At 72.8% G+C, this 16,903-nt stretch carries 16 protein-coding genes; 7 read left to right on the forward strand and 9 right to left on the reverse strand.

The features are described 5' to 3' along the window. Positions 1–2: 2 nt before the first annotated feature. Complete coding sequence (gene hemQ / locus CEB94_RS31170; RefSeq protein ID WP_175435340.1) at positions 3–734, forward strand: hydrogen peroxide-dependent heme synthase; 732 nt, start codon at positions 3–5, stop codon at positions 732–734. Here hemQ and CEB94_RS31175 read toward each other — a convergent pair whose 3' ends face one another. After that, positions 735–2,339, reverse strand: a complete 1,605-nt coding sequence (locus CEB94_RS31175; protein WP_175435341.1) for an alpha/beta hydrolase — start codon at positions 2,337–2,339, stop codon at positions 735–737. A 114-nt stretch (positions 2,340–2,453) separates the two neighbouring features. Next, the gene (locus CEB94_RS31180; protein ID WP_175435342.1) at positions 2,454–3,224 is read right to left on the reverse strand and encodes a TIGR04222 domain-containing membrane protein; all 771 of its coding nucleotides are present in this window, start codon (positions 3,222–3,224) and stop codon (positions 2,454–2,456) included. A 375-nt stretch (positions 3,225–3,599) separates the two neighbouring features. Between CEB94_RS31180 and CEB94_RS31185 the strand changes: the two genes are divergently transcribed. Genes CEB94_RS31185 through CEB94_RS31195 form a run of 3 tightly spaced genes read left to right on the forward strand, consistent with a single transcriptional unit; the run spans position 3,600 to position 8,132 of the window. Next, complete coding sequence (locus tag CEB94_RS31185; RefSeq protein WP_175435343.1) at positions 3,600–5,066, forward strand: aldehyde dehydrogenase family protein; 1,467 nt, start codon at positions 3,600–3,602, stop codon at positions 5,064–5,066. 37 nt (positions 5,067–5,103) lie between these two features. Then, the gene (locus CEB94_RS31190; RefSeq protein ID WP_175435344.1) at positions 5,104–6,660 is read left to right on the forward strand and encodes a GMC family oxidoreductase; all 1,557 of its coding nucleotides are present in this window, start codon (positions 5,104–5,106) and stop codon (positions 6,658–6,660) included. Beyond that, positions 6,657–8,132: an APC family permease gene (locus CEB94_RS31195; RefSeq protein WP_175435345.1), complete on the forward strand. Its 1,476-nt coding sequence runs from the start codon at positions 6,657–6,659 to the stop codon at positions 8,130–8,132. Before CEB94_RS31190 ends, CEB94_RS31195 begins: the two co-directional genes overlap by 4 nt. A 25-nt stretch (positions 8,133–8,157) precedes the next feature. Here the strand turns inward: CEB94_RS31195 and CEB94_RS31200 are convergent, their stop codons facing one another. Beyond that, on the reverse strand, positions 8,158–9,714 hold the full coding sequence (locus tag CEB94_RS31200) for an MbnB/TglH/ChrH family RiPP precursor modification enzyme (protein WP_175435346.1): 1,557 nt from the start codon (positions 9,712–9,714) through the stop codon (positions 8,158–8,160). A gap of 181 nt (positions 9,715–9,895) precedes the next feature. Between CEB94_RS31200 and CEB94_RS31205 the strand changes: the two genes are divergently transcribed. Beyond that, positions 9,896–10,468: a potassium channel family protein gene (locus CEB94_RS31205; protein ID WP_175435347.1), complete on the forward strand. Its 573-nt coding sequence runs from the start codon at positions 9,896–9,898 to the stop codon at positions 10,466–10,468. Between the two features lie 12 nt (positions 10,469–10,480). Here CEB94_RS31205 and CEB94_RS31210 read toward each other — a convergent pair whose 3' ends face one another. From CEB94_RS31210 to CEB94_RS41770, 4 genes are all read right to left on the reverse strand, one after another. Continuing rightward, positions 10,481–10,942, reverse strand: coding sequence for a DUF7144 family membrane protein (locus CEB94_RS31210; RefSeq protein WP_175435348.1), 462 nt, complete (start codon positions 10,940–10,942; stop codon positions 10,481–10,483). A gap of 69 nt (positions 10,943–11,011) precedes the next feature. Continuing rightward, on the reverse strand, positions 11,012–11,773 hold the full coding sequence (locus CEB94_RS31215) for a peptidyl-tRNA hydrolase (protein ID WP_175435349.1): 762 nt from the start codon (positions 11,771–11,773) through the stop codon (positions 11,012–11,014). An 85-nt stretch (positions 11,774–11,858) separates the two neighbouring features. Continuing rightward, entirely contained in the window at positions 11,859–12,038 is a 180-nt protein-coding gene (locus tag CEB94_RS31220; protein ID WP_175435350.1) for a hypothetical protein, read from the reverse strand. A gap of 28 nt (positions 12,039–12,066) precedes the next feature. Continuing rightward, positions 12,067–13,584, reverse strand: a complete 1,518-nt coding sequence (locus CEB94_RS41770) for an FAD-dependent oxidoreductase (RefSeq protein WP_175435351.1) — start codon at positions 13,582–13,584, stop codon at positions 12,067–12,069. An 87-nt stretch (positions 13,585–13,671) separates the two neighbouring features. On the opposite strand from CEB94_RS41770, the gene CEB94_RS31230 reads away from it, so the two are divergent. Next, the gene (locus tag CEB94_RS31230; RefSeq protein WP_175435352.1) at positions 13,672–14,055 is read left to right on the forward strand and encodes an ArsR/SmtB family transcription factor; all 384 of its coding nucleotides are present in this window, start codon (positions 13,672–13,674) and stop codon (positions 14,053–14,055) included. Next, positions 14,052–14,537 (forward strand): SRPBCC family protein, encoded by a 486-nt coding sequence (locus CEB94_RS31235; protein ID WP_175435353.1) that lies wholly within the window; start codon positions 14,052–14,054, stop codon positions 14,535–14,537. The genes CEB94_RS31230 and CEB94_RS31235 overlap by 4 nt, the downstream gene beginning before the upstream one ends. A 9-nt stretch (positions 14,538–14,546) precedes the next feature. Here CEB94_RS31235 and CEB94_RS31240 read toward each other — a convergent pair whose 3' ends face one another. Together CEB94_RS31240 and CEB94_RS31245 are read right to left on the reverse strand one after the other, a co-directional pair. Further along, positions 14,547–15,380, reverse strand: coding sequence for a PPK2 family polyphosphate kinase (locus CEB94_RS31240; RefSeq protein ID WP_175435354.1), 834 nt, complete (start codon positions 15,378–15,380; stop codon positions 14,547–14,549). 114 nt (positions 15,381–15,494) lie between these two features. Beyond that, the gene (locus tag CEB94_RS31245; protein ID WP_175435355.1) at positions 15,495–16,877 is read right to left on the reverse strand and encodes an alkaline phosphatase PhoX; all 1,383 of its coding nucleotides are present in this window, start codon (positions 16,875–16,877) and stop codon (positions 15,495–15,497) included. Between the last annotated feature and the right edge of the window lie 26 nt (positions 16,878–16,903).

Consider the following 16,903-nt stretch of genomic DNA (forward strand, 5'->3'; position numbering starts at 1 on the left):
CCATGAGCAACGACGCCCCCACCCCCGAGTCCGGCAGGATCCCGAACAAGGGCAAGCTGGCCAAGGACCTGAACGAGGTCATCCGCTACACGCTCTGGTCCGTCTTCAAGCTGAAGGACGTCCTCCCCGAGGACCGCGCCGGGTACGCCGACGAGGTCCAGGAGCTGTTCGACCAGCTCGCCGCCAAGGACGTGACGATCCGCGGCACCTACGACGTCTCGGGCCTGCGCGCCGACGCCGACCTCATGATCTGGTGGCACGCGGAGACCAGCGACGCGCTGCAGGAGGCGTACAACCTCTTCCGGCGGACGAAGCTGGGCCGCGCCCTGGAACCCGTCTGGTCGAACATGGCGCTGCACCGCCCCGCCGAGTTCAACCGCGCGCACATCCCGGCGTTCCTCGCCGACGAGACGCCCCGCGACTACGTGAGCGTCTACCCCTTCGTGCGCTCCTACGACTGGTACCTGCTGCCCGACGAGGACCGCCGCCGCATGCTCGCCGACCACGGCAAGATGGCCCGCGGCTACCCGGACGTGCGCGCCAACACCGTCGCCTCGTTCTCCCTCGGCGACTACGAGTGGATCCTCGCCTTCGAGGCCGACGAGCTGTACCGCATCGTCGACCTCATGCGTCACCTGCGCGCCTCGGAGGCCCGCCGGCACGTCCGCGAGGAGGTGCCGTTCTACACGGGCCGCCGCAAGGACATCGCCGAGCTGGTCGCCTCTCTGGCCTGATCAGCGGATGCGCTGCGCGGCCCCGGCCCGGTCCGGGGCCGTCGGCTTCGGCTCGGCGTGCGGGGCGCACTGCGCGCTCCGTCCCGGCAGCCGGCCCTCCAGCAGATACGCCTCCATGTGCCCGTTGACGCAGGCGTTCGCCCCGCCCGCCAGCCCGTGGGCCCCGGCGTCCCGCTCCGTCACCAGGACCGAGCCCGCGAGGCGGTCGCGGAGTTCGAGGGCGCCGTCGTACGGCGTGGCGGCGTCGCGTTCGGCGGCCAGGATCAGCGTCGGCGGCAGCTCGCCCGGACCGGCGCCCACGTCGAGCGGCCGCTGCCGGGGCGCCTTCCAGTAGGCGCACGGCAGGTTCGTCCACACGTTGTCCCAGGTCTCGAAGGGCGCCACCCGCGCGAGGCGGGTGTTGTCCCGGTCCCACACCTTCCAGTCCGTGGGCCAAGGCGCGTCGTTGCACTCGACGGCCACGTAGACCGCGCGTGAGTTCTCCGCCTCAACCGCCGCTTCCGGGTGCTGCTCCGCCTGCTCGACCAGCGGCCCGGGATCGCCCTTGAGGTACGCCGACAGCGCGTGCGCGCGGTGCGGCCACTGGTCGTCGTAGTACCCGGCCTGCAGGAACGCCCCCTGCAACTGCCCCGGCCCGACCTTCCCGCCCGCCGGCTCGGCGGCCAGCTTCGCGCTCGCCCGCTCGTAGCTGCGCAGCACCTCCCGCGCGGTCCTGCCCAGCCCGTACACGTCGTGGTGCCGGGCGATCCACTCCCGCAAGTCCGCCCACCGGCCCTCGAACGCCGCCGACTGGGCGAGGTTGTTGCGGTACCAGATCCGCTCGGGGCCGGGGTGGACCACCGAGTCGAACACCATCCGCCGTACGTGCGCGGGGAACAGCGTCGCGTACAGGGCCCCGAAGTACGTGCCGTACGAGGAGCCCATGAAGCTCAGCCGTTCCTCGCCGAGCGCGGCGCGCAGCACGTCGAGGTCGCGGGCGTTGTTCAGCGAGTGGTAGTGCCGCAGCGCGCCGCCGGTCCGCTCGGCGCAGCCGTGCGCGTACGCCTTCGCCTGGGCGATGCGTTCCCGCTTGTACGCCTCCGAGGGGTGGGTCGGCGCCTGCGAGGGCCCCTTGAGGAACTGTTCCGGGTCCTTGCACGACAGCGGCGCCGAGCGGCCGACCCCGCGGGGGGCGTAGCCGACGAGGTCGTAGGCGGCCGCGATCCGCTTCCACTCGGGGAGCAGGCCGACGAGGGGGAAGTACAGACCGGTGGCGCCGGGACCGCCCGGGTTGTAGACCAGGGCGCCCTGCCGGAGGACCTTGTGCCGGCCGTTCTGTGGGTCCTTCTGCGTGGCCCGGGCCCTGCTGACGGAGAGTTCGATCCGCTTGCCGTCCGGCTCGGCGTAGTCCAGCGGGACGCTCACCGTGCCGCACTGCATGCCGCCGGGCAGGTCCTGCGCGTCGGGGCACGGGCCGAAGTCGACACCGGCCGCCTTCGCGCGGGCGGCGGCCACGGCGGTGCCCCGCATCTCGGCCGCCCCCGTCCGGTCCTCGGTGTCCGGGCCCGCGGTGAGGCTGCTCAGCAGCAAGGACCCGGCGGCCGAGTAGAGCAGGGCGGCTTTCATCGTGTTCCCTTCGATGCACGGTGGCGACGAAAGGGATGTTTCGTTCGGCGACGGGGGAAGGCAAGCACCGACCGCCGGTGTCGGGCCCCATGCCTCCTGTGCGCCCCCGGCCCGTCAGTCGTGCGACTTGCGGTGCGTGAACGCGGCGCGCAGATCCGGTTCGCCGATCGCGCGGACGCCCCGCACGGCCACCGAGGTGAGGTACGTACGGTCGTCGGCGGCGCCGTCCGCGGTCCGGGTCAGCGCGCCGAGCAGCCGCTGGCCGGCCGGGGAGGCCCAGCGCGAGTACGGGTGGATCTCGACTCGCGCGACGGCCAGGCAGCTCAGAGTCAGGGCGAGCGGCAGCGCGAACCACAGGGCGACCAGGTGCCGCGGCATGTCCGGCGGAGCGGGCGTCAGCAGCGCGCCCACGCCCAGCCCGAGGACGGCGACGGCCGCGCCGCGCACCTGCCGGACGGCCGTCGCGACTGTCGTACGGGCGCTGTCCGGCACCGCGAGCCCCGCGCGCACCAGCCCCTCGGCGATCCCGCGCACCGCGTCCGCCGTCGCTGCCGTGGCCCGCACCGGTGCGATGCGGGACTGCCCCCCGGGACCGATGGCCCCTATCACCGACCGCTCCATCTCGTCCCGCCCGCGTGGGTCGACGACTGTCGCCCAGCCGGTGTGGGCCAGGAGCAGACGGCGCTGGCGGGCCATGGCGACCAGGGTCACGTCGGCGACCCGCCGGGGGCCGCCGGAGAGGAACGCGGCCTCGTACAGCGTGAGTTCACGACCCCGGCCGGTCTCCGCGTCCACAGCCGCGGCGCGCACGGCGGCCAGGCACAGACGTGTGCACGCCGTGCCGGCCACGGCCCAGGCCGCCAGCAGGAAAAGAACCCAGAGCATATGTTGTTTGTATGTGACACGGGTGCGAAAACACCATGCCTCGTTCACAATCCGGACGGAGTGTTGTCGGTATGTGACGTTCCGCTTCGGTCCCGGCCGTCGCGTGGTGGTGCCTCCTGATACGGCACCGCACGCCGGCCGGGCGCCGGGGCCTGTCGTTTGGATCAGGTCGGCTGAGAGAGACCGTGCCGTTCAGCCGACCCGAGCCCCGCTCGGGTCGGCATGATCCAAACGTCAGGCCCTAGCCCAGCCGGGTCCTCTGGGCCGCCCGGACGCCGTCGCGGCGGTGTGCCCCGTGGCCACCGCCCGCCCGATGGGCCATGTTGCTGACCGTCGAGCCGATCGGGCTCCGGCGGACGCGAAGGAGGCCCCGCGGTGGGTGAGCTGTACATCGACGGTGAGTGGACGCAGGCGGCGGCCGGCGGCCGCCGCGAGGTCGTCAACCCCTACGACGCCTCGGTCGTCACCACCGTCGACGAGGCCGACGCCACCGACGTCGACCGCGCGGTGCGCGCCGCCCGGCGCGCCTTCGCCGAGGAGGACTGGGCGAACGCCCCCTCCCGCCGCCGGGCCGACCTCCTGCTGCGCGTCCACGACCTGCTGCTGCGCGACCGGGAGGACATCGCGCGCACCGAGACGCTCGACACCGGCAAGACGCTCACCGAGGCCCGGATCGACGTGGAGGACGTGGCGAACGCCTTCCGCTACTTCGCCGAACTCGCGGGCAAGGACGGCGGCCGGGTCGTCGACGTCGGCCCGGACGTCCTCAGCCGGGTCGTCTACCAGCCCGTCGGCGTGTGCGCGCTCATCGCCCCGTGGAACTACCCGCTGCTGCAGGCCTCCTGGAAGGTCGCCCCCGCCCTGGCCGCCGGCAACACCTTCGTCCTGAAGCCCAGCGAGACCACCCCCCTCACCACGATCGCCATGATCCGGCTCATCGAGGAGGCCGGCGCACCACCCGGAGTCGCCAACCTGGTGCTGGGCTCCGGGGCCACTGTCGGCGCGGCCCTGACCGGCCACCCCGACGTCGACCTGGTCTCCTTCACCGGCGGCCTGAACACCGGACGGGCCATCATGGCCAGCGCCGCCGAGGGGCCGCGCAACATCGCCCTCGAACTGGGCGGCAAGAACCCCAACATCGTCTTCGCGGACGCCGACTTCGACGCCGCCGTCGACTACGCCCTCGACGCCGCCTTCCTGCACTCCGGGCAGGTCTGCTCGGCCGGTTCGCGCCTGCTCGTCGAGGACTCGCTGCACGACCGTTTCGTCGAGGCCTACGCCGAGCGGGCCCGGGGCATCAGGCTCGGCAACGGCCTGGAGGGGGGCACCGAGAGCGGCCCGCTCAGCTCCGCCGAGCACCGCGAGAAGGTCGAGCGCTACATCGCCGTCGCCAAGGAGGAGGGCGCCCGGCTCGTCACCGGAGGCACCCGCCCCGACGACCCCGCCCTGAGCCGAGGCTTCTTCCTGCTGCCGACGATCTTCGCCGACTGCGACCGGTCCATGCGCATCGTCCAGGAGGAGGTCTTCGGCCCGGTGGTCACCGTCGAGCGCTTCCGCGGCGAGGACGAGGCGGTGGAACTGGCCAACGACACCCGCTACGGCCTCGCCGGCGGCGTGTGGACCTCCGACGCGAGCCGCGCCCAGCGCGTCGCCCAGCGGCTGCGGCACGGCACCGTGTGGATCAACGACTTCCACCCCTACGTACCGCAGGCCGAGTGGGGCGGCTTCGGCCGCTCCGGCGTCGGACGCGAGCTCGGCCCGACGGGACTGCGCGAGTACCAGGAGGCCAAGCACATCTACCAGAACCTCGCCCCCGCCCCCTCCGGCTGGTTCAAGGGCTGACCCGCACGCCGCACCGCACCACCACGAAAGGCACGGCATGGCCACCACTCCCGCGCACGGCGCCGAGTCCGCCTACGACTACGTCATCGTCGGCGGCGGCACCGCCGGCTGCGTCCTCGCCGCCCGGCTGAGCGAGGACCCCGACTGCCGGGTCTGCGTCATCGAGGGCGGCCCCAGCGATGTCGGCGACGAGCGCATCCTGCGCCTGCGCAACTGGATCAACCTGCTCGGATCGGAGTTCGACTACGGCTACACCACCGTCGAGCAGCCGCGCGGCAACTCGCACATCCTGCACTCACGGGCCCGCGTGCTCGGCGGCTGCTCCTCGCACAACACGCTGATCAGCTTCCTGCCGCTGCCGCAGGACCTCGACGACTGGGTGAAACACGGCTGCTCCGGCTGGGACCCGGCGACGATCCTGCCCTACCGCGACCGGCTGCTCACGCGGATCGTCCCGGTGGCCGAGGCCGACCGCAATCCCATCGCCGAGGACTTCGTCACCGCGGCCTCCCGCGCCCTCGGCGTCCCCGTCGTCGACGACTTCAACGCCGAACCCTTCGCCGACGGCACCGGATTCTTCTCGCTGGCCTACCAGCCGGAGGGCAACCTGCGCTCCTCCGCGTCCGTCGCCTACCTCCACCCGGTGCTGGACCGGCCCAACCTCACACTCCTGCTGGAGACCTGGGCCCACCGGCTGCTCCCCGACGAGTCCGGACGGCTGACCCGCGTCGCCGTCCGGGGCGCCGACGGCGAAGTCGCCACCGTACGCGCCGAGCGCGAACTCCTGCTGTGTGCCGGCGCCATCGACACCCCGCGCCTGCTGATGCTCTCCGGCATCGGCCCGGCCGACGACCTGCGCGCCCTGGGCATCGACGTACGGGCCGACCTGCCCGGCGTCGGGGAGAACCTGCTGGACCACCCCGAGTCCGTGATCGTCTGGGAGACCGCGGGGCCGCTGCCGCCCCACTCCGCGATGGACTCCGACGCCGGCCTGTTCCTGCGCCGCGACCAGGGCCAGCCGCGCCCCGACCTGATGTTCCACTTCTACCAGGTGCCGTTCACCGTCAACACCGAACGCCTCGGCTACCCCGTTCCGCGACACGGGGTGTGCATGACGCCCAACGTGCCGCGGGCCCGCTCCACCGGCCGCATGTGGCTGCGCAGCGCCGACCCCGCCGAGCATCCCGCCCTGGACTTCCGCTACTTCACCGACCCCGAGGGTCACGACGAGCGCACCATCGTGGACGGGCTGAGGGTGGCCCGCGAGGTCGCCGCGACCGACCCGCTGCGCGAGTGGCTCGTCCGCGAGGTCGCGCCCGGCCCGGACGTCGTCTCCGACGCCGACCTGTCGGAGTACGGACGCCGCGTGGCGCACACCGTGTACCACCCGGCGGGAACCTGCCGCATGGGCGCGGCGGACGACCCGATGGCCGTCTGCGACCCCGAACTGCGACTGCGCGGCTTCGAGGGCGTGCGGATCGTCGACGCGTCGGTGTTCCCGACGATGCCCACCATCAACCCGATGGTGACGGTGCTGCTCGCCGCCGAACGCGCGGCCGACCTGATCACCGCGGAACGCAGGACTCAGCGGTGACCGGTACGCAACCCCCCGCACCGGCGTCCGGCGCCCCCGGCGGTGAGCAGGGCTCCGAGTTCCGCAAGGACATGGGTCCCTGGGCCAACTTCGCCCTCGGCTTCACCTACCTCTCCCCGGTGGTCAGCACCTACACCCTCTTCGGCACCGCCCTCGCCGACGGCGGTCCGCCCATGATCTGGGCGTTCGTGCTCGCCGGCTGCGGACAGTTCCTGGTCGCGCTGATCTTCGGCGAGATCGTCGCCCAGTACCCCATCGCCGGCGGCGTCTACCCCTGGGCGCGGCGGCTGTGGGGCAAGCGCTGGGCGTGGATGACCGGCTGGGTGTACATGTGGGCGCTGCTGGTGACCATCACCTCGGTCGCCTACGGCGCCGGCCCCTACATCGCCATCCTCTTCGGCTTCGACCCCACCGTGCACACCACCGTGCTGTGCACCGCCGTCCTGATCGTCATCGCCGTCGCCATCAACTACCTGGGCACCAAGGCGCTGTCGGCGGCGGCCATGATCGGGTTCGCGGGCGAGCTCATCGGGGCCCTCGTCGTCGGCATCTACCTGCTGTCCACCCACCGCCACCACGGCCTCGGCGTCATCTTCGACACCTACGGCACCGAGGGGGACGGTTCCTACCTCCCGGTGTTCCTCGGCGCGGCCATCATCGGCTTCTACCAGTACTACGGCTTCGAGGCGTGCGGCGACACCGCCGAGGAGGTCGAACACCCGGGCCGCGTCATCCCCAAGGCGATGCGCCGCACCATCTACATCGGCGGCGCGGCGGCCACCTTCACCTGTATGTCGCTGCTGCTGTCCGTCACCGACTACGGCGCGGTCATCTCGGGCGAGCAGGCCGACCCGGTGGTGGACGTGCTGTACGACGCCATGGGCGAGACCGGGGCCCGGATGGTGATGGCCGTGGTGCTGATCTCCTTCCTGTCCTGCACGATCAGCCTCCAGGCCGCGGCCGGGCGGCTCATCTACTCCTACGCCCGTGACGAGATGATCGCCGGGCACCGGCTGCTGCGGCGGTTCGCCCACGCGCGCGCGGTGCCGGGCTACGCGCTGCTGGTGTCGGCCGCCGTGCCGCTGCTCATCGCCTTCGCCTCGCTGCTCTCCGAGGACGCCCTGACCAACATCGTCTCGTTCGCGATCCTCGGCATCTACGCCTCGTTCCAGATGGTGGTCCTGGCCGCGCTGCGCGCCCGACTCAAGGGCTGGCGCCCGGCGGGGGAGTACAAACTGGGCCGCTGGGGCCTCGCGGTGAACATCGGGGCGCTGGCGTACGGCATCTTCGCCATCGTCAACATCTGCTGGGCCCGCACACCCGAGAAGCCGTGGTGGGAGAACTGGATCGTCCTGCTGTGCGGGGCGGTGGTGCTGGGGGCCGGCCTGCTCTACATGGTCATCACCCACCACTACGGGCGCGGGGAGGCCCCGGCGGGCGACGCCGTGCCGGAGAAGGCCGGTTCACGGTGAGGGGCCCGGGCCGGCCCCTCACCCGTCAACGCCGCGACAGCACCCTGCGCGTGGCGCGGGCGAGCCGGTGGGCCGGGCGCCGGGAGCGGGGCTTGGGGCCCGACCGTTCCAGCCACCACGCCCGCAGTTCCCGCCGTGCCTGCGCGTCCCCGGGGCGCCCGGCGGACAGCAGGTGCTCGGCGAAGGTGAGGGCGTCGCGCCGGTAGCCGGCGGTCATCGGCTGGGCCTGGGCGTAGCCGAGGAACGCGGTGCGGTACTCGTCTCCGAGGATCACCGGCAACTCGGGCGCGACCTTCGCCACGACATCCGCCCGCTTCGCGGCGAGCGCCCGCGCCTGTACGCCGACTCGCACCCGGTCGAACCCCTCGGGCACGGGCGTCCCCGCGACCAGCGCCGACAGCAGCGCGGCCTGCGCCAGCCCGAGCCGCTGCCGGGCGCCGTCGTCGCCCGCTTGGTGGGGCAGGCCGAAGGCGCCCCGTGTCGCCTCGGCCGCCCCGGTCTCATCCCCCTGCGGTACCGCCCCGAACACCTCACCGCCGACGCCCCGGACTTCGTCCGGCCGGCCGGTGCCCTCCATCAGGACGGCCCGGGGCTCGTCCTGCCGGTCGGTCGCGGCTCGCACCGGTGTCCTGGCGTGCCGCTCGGTCTCGGGCCTGCCGCCGAGTACGTCACCGGCCGCTCGTTCGGCCGGTCCGGCCTGCGCCCGTCGCGTGGCCCAGCCGAGCGTCGAGCGGAACTCCGCCTTCACACGTTCGACGGCCCCTGCCTCCAGCGCCCGGCGGATCGAGGTCAACTCGCCCTCCAGTTCCGCCGGTCCGGGGAAGTTCTCGTCCCGTTCCAGGAGGACACCCGGAGGAGAGACGCGGGAGGCGAGGTCCGTGAGGATGTCGAGGACCGGCCGGGGGACGGGGTGGGCGTGGCTGTCGTGCCAGACGCCGTCGCGTGCGAAGCCGCCGGCGACGTGGACGTAGGCGATGGCCTCCAGGGGCAGCTCGGCGAGCGCCTTGGCCGGGTCCTCGCCGCGGTTGACGTGGTTGGTGTGCAGGTTGGCCACGTCGATGAGGAGGCGGACGCCCGTGCGGTCGGCGAGGTCGTACAGGAACTGGCCCTCCGTCATCTCCTCGCCCGGCCAGCAGATCAGCGCGGCGATGTTCTCGACGGCCAGCGGCACCGGCAGCGAGTCCTGCGCGATGCGCACGTTCTCGCACAGCACGTCCAGGGCGTCCCGGGTCCGGGGGACGGGCAGCAGGTGGCCCGCCTCCAGGTGCGGGGACGCCGTCAGCGACCCACCCGCCCGTACGAACGCGATGTGCTCGGTGACCAGCGGCGAACCCAGTGCCTGCACCCGCTCGGCCAGTGCGGTCAGCCGGCCCGCGTCGGGCCGGTCCGCGCCCCCGAGGCCGAGCGAGACGCCGTGCGGCACCACGGTGACGCCGCGCTCGCGCAGCCGCCGCAGCGAGTCGGGCAGGTGCCCGGGGCAGACGTTCTCGGCCACCGCCTCGACCCAGTCGATCCCCGGCATCCGCTCCACGGCGTCCGCGATCTCCGGCCGCCACCCGATGCCCGTCCCCAGTCGCTCCATCGTCCCCTCCTCCACCCGGCCCGTTCCTCGAACGTGAGGGGGGTATGGCCCAGCCACCGGCCCCCGAACCCCGCACCGCCCGCCTTCAGAGCAACATTTGAGGTTCGGCGCCCCGCTCCTCGCCGCCACCGACGGAGGCGCAAGGATCGCGCCGCTCCCTGATACGTCGTAGACCGGAGCCATGCCCGAAGGCAGCGAGCAGCCTCAGCGCCCCGCGCGCAAGCCGGAACCGGAGTCCGGAGCGGCCGCCGTCCGACGGCTGCGGATCGGGGCCGCAGCCCTGCTCCTGGCAGTCGGCACGGCCTACTTCCTGCTGCCGCTGGAGGGGCTCGGCGCCGACCGCCCCTGGCTGGGCTGGCCGCTGTTCGTGCTGTGCCTGGCACTCGTCGCCGCGCTGCTGCTGCGCCATGTGCGCGACATCGTGCTGGAGAAGCCGCGCGCCCGGTCGGGCATCATGATCTCGCTGCTGATGTGCCTGGCCGTGCTGGTCTTCTCGTCCGGCTACTACGCGCTCGCCCAGCAGCCGGGCCAGTTCACCGGCCTGCGCACCCGGATCGACGCGCTGTACTTCACCGTCGTCACGCTCGCGACCGTCGGCTACGGCGACATCACCCCGCGCGGGCAGGAGGCCCGGCTGGTGGCCGTCGCTCAGATCCTGTACACGTTCGTCTTCCTCACGGCGGCGGCCACCGCGCTGACGCGGCGGATGCACGCGGTGGTCGCGGAACGCGAGCGGCGCCCCCCGCCGTCCTGACCGGCGGCGGCCCTACACCGGACGGGAGGAGCGGTAATTGAACACCGACCAGAGCACGAACAGGCCGGTCACGATCATGATGATCGACCAGAACGGCTGGTACGGCAGCCAGAGGAAGTTCGCGATCAGCGCCAGGCCGACCACGACCGCGCTCACGACCCGCGCCCAGGCGGCTCCGGCGAACAGACCGAGCCCGGCCGCCACCACGAGCACACCGACGATCACGTGGATCCAGCCCCACGCGGTCAGGTCGAACTCGAAGGAGTACTGGCCGAAGCTCGTGTACACCTCGTCGCCGGCGATCGCCGCGATGCCCTGGAGTACCGCGAAGAGACCGTAGACGACCATCAGGATGCCGCCGAGAGCGAGACCCCCGGCCGCCCACGGGTCACCGGAGTCGCCCGGGCCGGGGCCGCCGGGCATCCGGTCGTCGGAGGCGGGCGGGGCGGGGGGAGGGGGCGCGGCGCTGGTCATGGCTGCCTCCTGGATCGGGTCGACTGTTAACCCCACTGGAGCACTCGTCCCCGACCGGCGCGCCTGCGGCTACTCCGAACGGGTCGACGCCGGGCCGCCCGCCCCGTGCGGCTCACGGCGCAGCACCGGATGGTCCGCGACCACCGTGCACGAGCCCGGCGCGATCTCCGTGAACCCCGCGTCGCGGACCAACGGCAGCCCGATGCTCGTCAGTTCGGACCAGCGGGCCGGGTCGGCCATCCGGACGGCGAGCGGGAAGCCCGCGTCGCGCCAGGCGGTCCGCTCCTCGTCGGACAGCTCCCACCAGGCCAGTTGGGCGGCGTGTCCCGCCTGGGCCATCGCCTTGCCGGCCGACATGCCGAGGTCCGGGTTCAGCCACAGCGCGGGAGCGGCCGGGTCCGCGTCCACCGGCGGCTCCGGGTCGTCCAGGTCGGTGCCGGACACCTGGAGCCTGGCCAGGTCCTTGGGCCAGCCGTCCAGCGGGACGGGCGGGAAGACCCGCACCTCGGCCGACTTGCCGGTGACCGTGATGCCGGGCAGCGCCCCGGCCCGCCGCCACTCGGCGCCGCGTGCCCGCCGTACCACCTTGCGGATCCGGGCGTCCTGCCAGTCCCGCATCGCCTCGGCCCACTCGCCCTCACCGGCCGAGCGCTCGTCGGCCAGGACCGTCAGCACGGCCCGTGCGGCCGTCTCCAGCGCGTCCGTGCGCGCCGGAGGGTCCGCGCGCTCGATCCGCACGACCAGGGGCAGCACGAACTGCGGTGCCTCGTCGCGCGGCGAGGGATCGGACCGGAAGGGACTGTCGCTCACGGGCGTCGGGTCTTCGCTCACGCAGCCCAGTGTGCCAGCCGGAAGATCGCGCAGGACGGCCGCGGCCGCGGCGCTGCCCCTGGCCGCTGCGCAGGCCTGCCGCGGATCACCCCGAGCAGGCGGTGCGCTGCGCCTCCTGCCACTCGCAGGCGGGGCAGAGCGTGATGCCCTTGTACGACTCGGGGTACTCCGTCGGCTCCCTGCACAGCACGCACTCCGCGTACGGCGGCCCCTCCGCCCGGGGCGGCCTGGTCGCGTCGATCAGGCAGTAGTCGTTGTCGTTCATACGTCCAGCGTAAAACCGGGGCGGGCCGTCAGAGGTCCCGCTGCTCCAGCGGTTTGGTCGCCGGGCCCTGGATCACCTTGCCGTCCGTGTCGAACCGGGAGCCGTGGCAGGGGCATTCCCAGGCACGCTCGGCGGCGTTGAAGTCGACCAGGCAGCCCAGGTGGGTGCAGCGGGCGGAGACGGCGTGGAGCGCGCCGTCCTCGTCCCTGTACACCGCGACACGGTGGCCGTCGGCCCGGACCACGGCCCCCTCGCCGGGCGGCAGGGACTCCACCGGCGGCGACGGTCGCAGCCGGTCGCCCACGAAGTGCCCGGCGACCTTGGCCTGCGTCTTGAGGAACGACGGCGCCTCACGCAGCGCGGGCTTGAGCCGGCGCGGGTCGTACAGCCCGCTCCACTCGCACTCCTCACCCGTGATCTGCGCGGTCAGCAGCCGGCCCGCCATGATGCCGCCGGTCATGCCCCAGCCGCCGAAGCCGGTGGCCACATAGGCGTGCCGGGTGCCCGGGTGCAGCGGGCCGACCATCGGCACGGTGTCGGTGGGCTCGGTGTCCTGGGTGGCCCACCGGTGGGTGACCTCCAGGTCCGGGAAGTGGCCGGTGGCCCAGGCGGTGAGGCGTTCGAACCGGGCCCGCGGGTCGCCTGTGCCGGGCGTGAAGTGCTCGCCGGTGACGATGAGCAGACGGCGGTCCCCGTCCAGGGGCGCGGTCCGCACCGAGCGGGTCTCCTCGTCGGGTGTGATGAACATGCCGTCCGGGTCCTGGTCAGCGGGGATCGTCCCGGCGACGACCAGCTCGCGGCGCGTGGAGAGACGGGCGAAGAGCAGGGCCCGGTCGAAGATCGGGTAGTGCGTCGCGACGACGACGTCCCGGGCCCGGACGGTCGCCCCGGTCGCCGTCGACAGCCCGCACGGCTCGCCCTCGTCCAGGCCGAGGACGGTGGTGTCCTCGTAGATCCGCCCGCCGCGTTCGACGAGGTCGGCGGCGAGGGCCAGCAGGTACTTGCGCGGATGGAACTGGGCCTGTCCGGTGACCTCGACCGCGCCCGCCACCGGGAAGGGCAGCCCGGTCTCCGTCACGAACGAGGCGGGCAGCCCGGCCTCGGCCGCGGCCTCTGCCTCGGCGCGCAGTTCCTCCACACGGCCCGCGTCGCGGGCGTAGGTGTAGGCGCTCCTCGTCTCCCACTCGCAGTCGACACCCAGTTCCACGGCGGTCCGGGCCGCGTGCTCGATCGCCTCCGACTGCGAACGCGCGTACAGCCGCGCGCCCTCGGGGCCGCGGGTGCGCCGCAGTTTGTCGTAGACGAGCGTGTGCAGGGCGGTGACCTTGGCGGTGGTGTGCCCGGTGACGCCGGCGGCGACCCGCCCGGCCTCCAGCACGGCCACGCTCCGCCCGGCCCGTGTCAGCTCCCACGCCGTGCACAGCCCGGCGATCCCGGCGCCGATCACGGCCACGTCGACGTCCAGATCCTCCGCGAGGGCGGGGTGGCGGCCGTCCGGTGCCGTCTCGAGCCAGTACGAGCTGCTGACCTGCTGCTTCTCGCTCATGGACCGTCGAGTACCCCCGTGCGTCCGCTTCAGTGTCGGGCGGGCCGCGCTTTACAGAAGGGGCAGGCAGGACTAACGTACAACCAAATGGTTGTAGATGAGCTGAGTGACGAGACGGTGGACCGGCTGTTCCACGCCCTGGCCGACACCACACGCCGCGACATACTGCGCCGCTGCGTGCGCGGGGAGCTGTCGGTGTCCCGGCTGGCCGAGGCCTACCCGATGAGCTTCGCCGCGGTGCAGAAGCACGTCGCGGTGCTGGAGCGGGCGGGTCTGGTCACCAAGCAGCGCAGCGGACGGGAGCAGCTCGTGCGCACCGACCCCGACGCGGTGGGCCGCGCACGCCAGGCCCTGGACGAACTCGAGTCCGCATGGCGCGGGCGCGTGGACCGGATGGCCCGGCTGCTCGCCGAGGACCCCGGAACCGAAGAGAACGAAGACAACGACACCACGGAAGGACCCCGACGATGAGTGTCACCAGTGTCGACAAGGACCTCGACCACCTCACCCTCACCCTGATCGCCGACTTCGCCGCCCCGGTCGAAAGGGTGTGGCGGCTGTGGGCCGACCCCCGGCAGCTGGAGCGCTGGTGGGGCCCGCCGACCTACCCGGCGACCGTGGAGGAGCACGACCTGACGCCCGGCGGCGAGGTCACCTACTTCATGACCGGCCCGGAGGGCGACCGGCACCGCGGCTGGTGGCGGATCACCTCGGTCAGCGAGCCGACGGCCCTGGAGTTCACCGACGGTTTCGCCGACGACGACGGCAAGCCCAAGGACGACATGCCGACCATGTCCGTGACGGTGCGGCTCAGCGAGCACGGCGGCGGCACCCGGATGGAGATGTGCTCCCTGTTCGACTCCCGTGAGCAGATGGAGCAGTTGGTCACCATGGGCATGGAGGAGGGCCTGAAGGAGGCCGTCGGCCAGATCGACGCCCTGCTCGCGGCCTGACCGGCCGGATCAGGGCTGTTCCAGCAGCCGCTTCCGGCACTCGGCCACGTCGAAGTCCGCCTTCGGATACCGCGGATCCAGCTCCTGGAAGTGCTCCAGGAGGAGCGTGCTGACCGCCCAGTTGCGGTACCACTTGTGGTCGGCCGGGATCAGGTACCAGGGCGCGTACGCGGTGCCGCAGCGCTCCAGGGCGACCTCGTAGGCCTCCTGGAACGCGGGCCACAGGGCCCGGTCGTCGATGTCGGAAGCGGCGAACTTCCAGCGCTTGTCCGGTTTGTCGAGGCGTTTGAGCAGTCGGCGGCGCTGCTCGTCGTAGGAGAGGTGCAGGAAGCACTTGATCAGGGTCGTGCCGTCGTCGGTGAGGGACCGCTCGAAGCGGTTGATCTGCTCGTAGCGCCGGGCGACCTCGGCGGCGGGTGCGAGTTCCCGGACGCGGGCGATCAGCACGTCCTCGTAGTGCGAGCGGTCGAAGATGCCCAGTTCGCCGCGGATCGGCAGCGCCTGCTCGACCCGCCAGAGGAAGGGATGGGCGCGCTCCTCGGCGGTGGGCGCCTTGAACGCGGTGATCCGGCAGCCGGACGGATTGAGCAGGCCGATGACGTGCTTGACCGTGCCGCCCTTGCCGCTGGTGTCCATGCCCTGCAGGACCAGCAGGACGCGGCGCCGGTCGCCCCTGGTGCTCGCCGCCCACAGCCGTTCCTGGAGGACGGCGAGGCGCTCGCCGATCCGGGCGGTGGCGGCCTTGCCCACCGCCTTGCCGTCCGGGCCGGCGTGGGTGGCGGCGGCGTCGTACCGGGCCAGGTCGACCGGCTCACCCAACGGGAGGCGCAGTCGGTCCCGCATCGACGTGCTGTCCTTCTGTCTCACCGGGACCCCCCAGGGGGCTTCTGACGGACCGATGGTGCGGCGGGGCGCCGGGCTTCGCACCCGGCGCCCCGGCCGGGAGCCGAGCGCCGGCTACCGGCGCCAGGGGCCCGTCACCGCGAACGTGGTGCCGGGCGTGTAGCAGTTGACGTACATCGTGTCGCAGTCGGGGGAGAAGGTCACGCCGGCGAACTCGCCCCACTCGGGCTCCTGCGGGGTGCCGATGGTCTGCCGGTTGCGGGCCATCGCGTAGACCTCGCCCCGCTTGGTCACACCGTAGACGTGCTGGGCGCCGTTGCCGTCCTCGCAGACCATGAGGCCGCCGCTGGGCGCCAGGCAGATGTTGTCCGGCGACTCGCCCGGCAGCTGCACATCGGTGTCCGGGCCGAAGACGATCACCAGGGTGAGCCGGCGGCGCTCCGGGTCGTAGCGCCAGACCTGACCGAAGTGGTCGGCGGCCGAACCGTCCGACCGGCGGGCGAAGGACGACACGAAGTACACCGAACGGCCGCCCCAGTAGCAGCCCTCCAGCTTCTGCGCGTGTGTGACGCCCTTGCGGCCGAAGTCCTGGAACCGGATCGGCGTCCGCGCGGCGAGCGGGTCCGGTACGTCCACCCACTCGATGTGGTCGAACTCCGCGCCGACGTCCTGGATGGAGGACAGGTCCGGCACACCGGGTACGCGCATGGCCTGGAGCCGCCCGCCCGCGCGCAGCGAACGCCTGCCGCCCAGCGGCCGGTCCGGCAGGAAACGGTAGAAGAGGCCGAAGGGCTTCTCGAAGGCGTCCTCGGTCTCGTACACCACGCCCCGCCGGGGGTCGACGGCGATCGCCTCGTGTGCGAAGCGGCCCATCGCGGTCAACGGCACGGCCCCGGTGCGGTGCGGGTCGGCCGGATCGACCTCGAAGATGAAGCCGTGGTCCTTGGTGTAGCCGTTGGTGCCGGCCTTGTCCTCGGTCTCCTCGCAGGTCAGCCAGGTGTCCCAGGGGGTGGGTCCGCCCGCGCAGTTCACGGCCGTGCCGGCGATCGCGACGCGTTCCGACTGCACCCTGTTGCGGGAGTCCAGCGTCAGCGCCGTACAGCCGCCCTTGCCGGCCGGGTCGTAGGTGAGGCCCTCGACGGTGGGGACCGGGATCCTGCCGTCGGCGCGGTTCTCGTGGTTGCGGACCAGGTGGACCCGGCCGCCTCTGCCCCCGAAGGCCGACATGCCGTCGTGGTTGGAGGGGACCCTGCCCTCGCCGGAGCGGAGCTCGTCGCCCTCGCGGGAGAGGATGCGGTAGCCGAACCCCTTCGGCAGGTCGAGGACGCCCTTCGGGTCGGGGACGAGCGGGCCGTAGCCGGTGCGGCCGAGGCCCTGTGCCGCGGCGGTGCCGGTGAAGAGTTCGGACAGGGCACCGGAGAACGCGATCCCGACGCCCAGGGCGCCCGTTCCGGCGAGCATCTGACGTCGTGTGGCGGAGCGACCGGATGCGGTCATGGGGAAACCTTCCTGCTGGCGGACAG

This window comes from Streptomyces hawaiiensis (assembly GCF_004803895.1).
GTDB classification, from domain to species: Bacteria; Actinomycetota; Actinomycetes; order Streptomycetales; family Streptomycetaceae; genus Streptomyces; species Streptomyces hawaiiensis.

Coding starts and splice junctions, on each gene's coding strand:
- hemQ (WP_175435340.1), top strand. CDS start 3: ATGAGCAACGACGCCCCCACCCCCGAGTCCGGCAGGATCCCGAACAAG.
- CEB94_RS31175 (WP_175435341.1), bottom strand. CDS start 2,339: ATGAAAGCCGCCCTGCTCTACTCGGCCGCCGGGTCCTTGCTGCTGAGC.
- CEB94_RS31180 (WP_175435342.1), bottom strand. CDS start 3,224: ATGCTCTGGGTTCTTTTCCTGCTGGCGGCCTGGGCCGTGGCCGGCACG.
- CEB94_RS31190 (WP_175435344.1), top strand. CDS start 5,104: ATGGCCACCACTCCCGCGCACGGCGCCGAGTCCGCCTACGACTACGTC.
- CEB94_RS31200 (WP_175435346.1), bottom strand. CDS start 9,714: ATGGAGCGACTGGGGACGGGCATCGGGTGGCGGCCGGAGATCGCGGAC.
- CEB94_RS31205 (WP_175435347.1), top strand. CDS start 9,896: ATGCCCGAAGGCAGCGAGCAGCCTCAGCGCCCCGCGCGCAAGCCGGAA.
- CEB94_RS31210 (WP_175435348.1), bottom strand. CDS start 10,942: ATGACCAGCGCCGCGCCCCCTCCCCCCGCCCCGCCCGCCTCCGACGAC.
- CEB94_RS31220 (WP_175435350.1), bottom strand. CDS start 12,038: ATGAACGACAACGACTACTGCCTGATCGACGCGACCAGGCCGCCCCGG.
- CEB94_RS41770 (WP_175435351.1), bottom strand. CDS start 13,584: ATGAGCGAGAAGCAGCAGGTCAGCAGCTCGTACTGGCTCGAGACGGCA.
- CEB94_RS31230 (WP_175435352.1), top strand. CDS start 13,672: ATGGTTGTAGATGAGCTGAGTGACGAGACGGTGGACCGGCTGTTCCAC.
- CEB94_RS31235 (WP_175435353.1), top strand. CDS start 14,052: ATGAGTGTCACCAGTGTCGACAAGGACCTCGACCACCTCACCCTCACC.
- CEB94_RS31240 (WP_175435354.1), bottom strand. CDS start 15,380: ATGCGGGACCGACTGCGCCTCCCGTTGGGTGAGCCGGTCGACCTGGCC.
- CEB94_RS31245 (WP_175435355.1), bottom strand. CDS start 16,877: ATGACCGCATCCGGTCGCTCCGCCACACGACGTCAGATGCTCGCCGGA.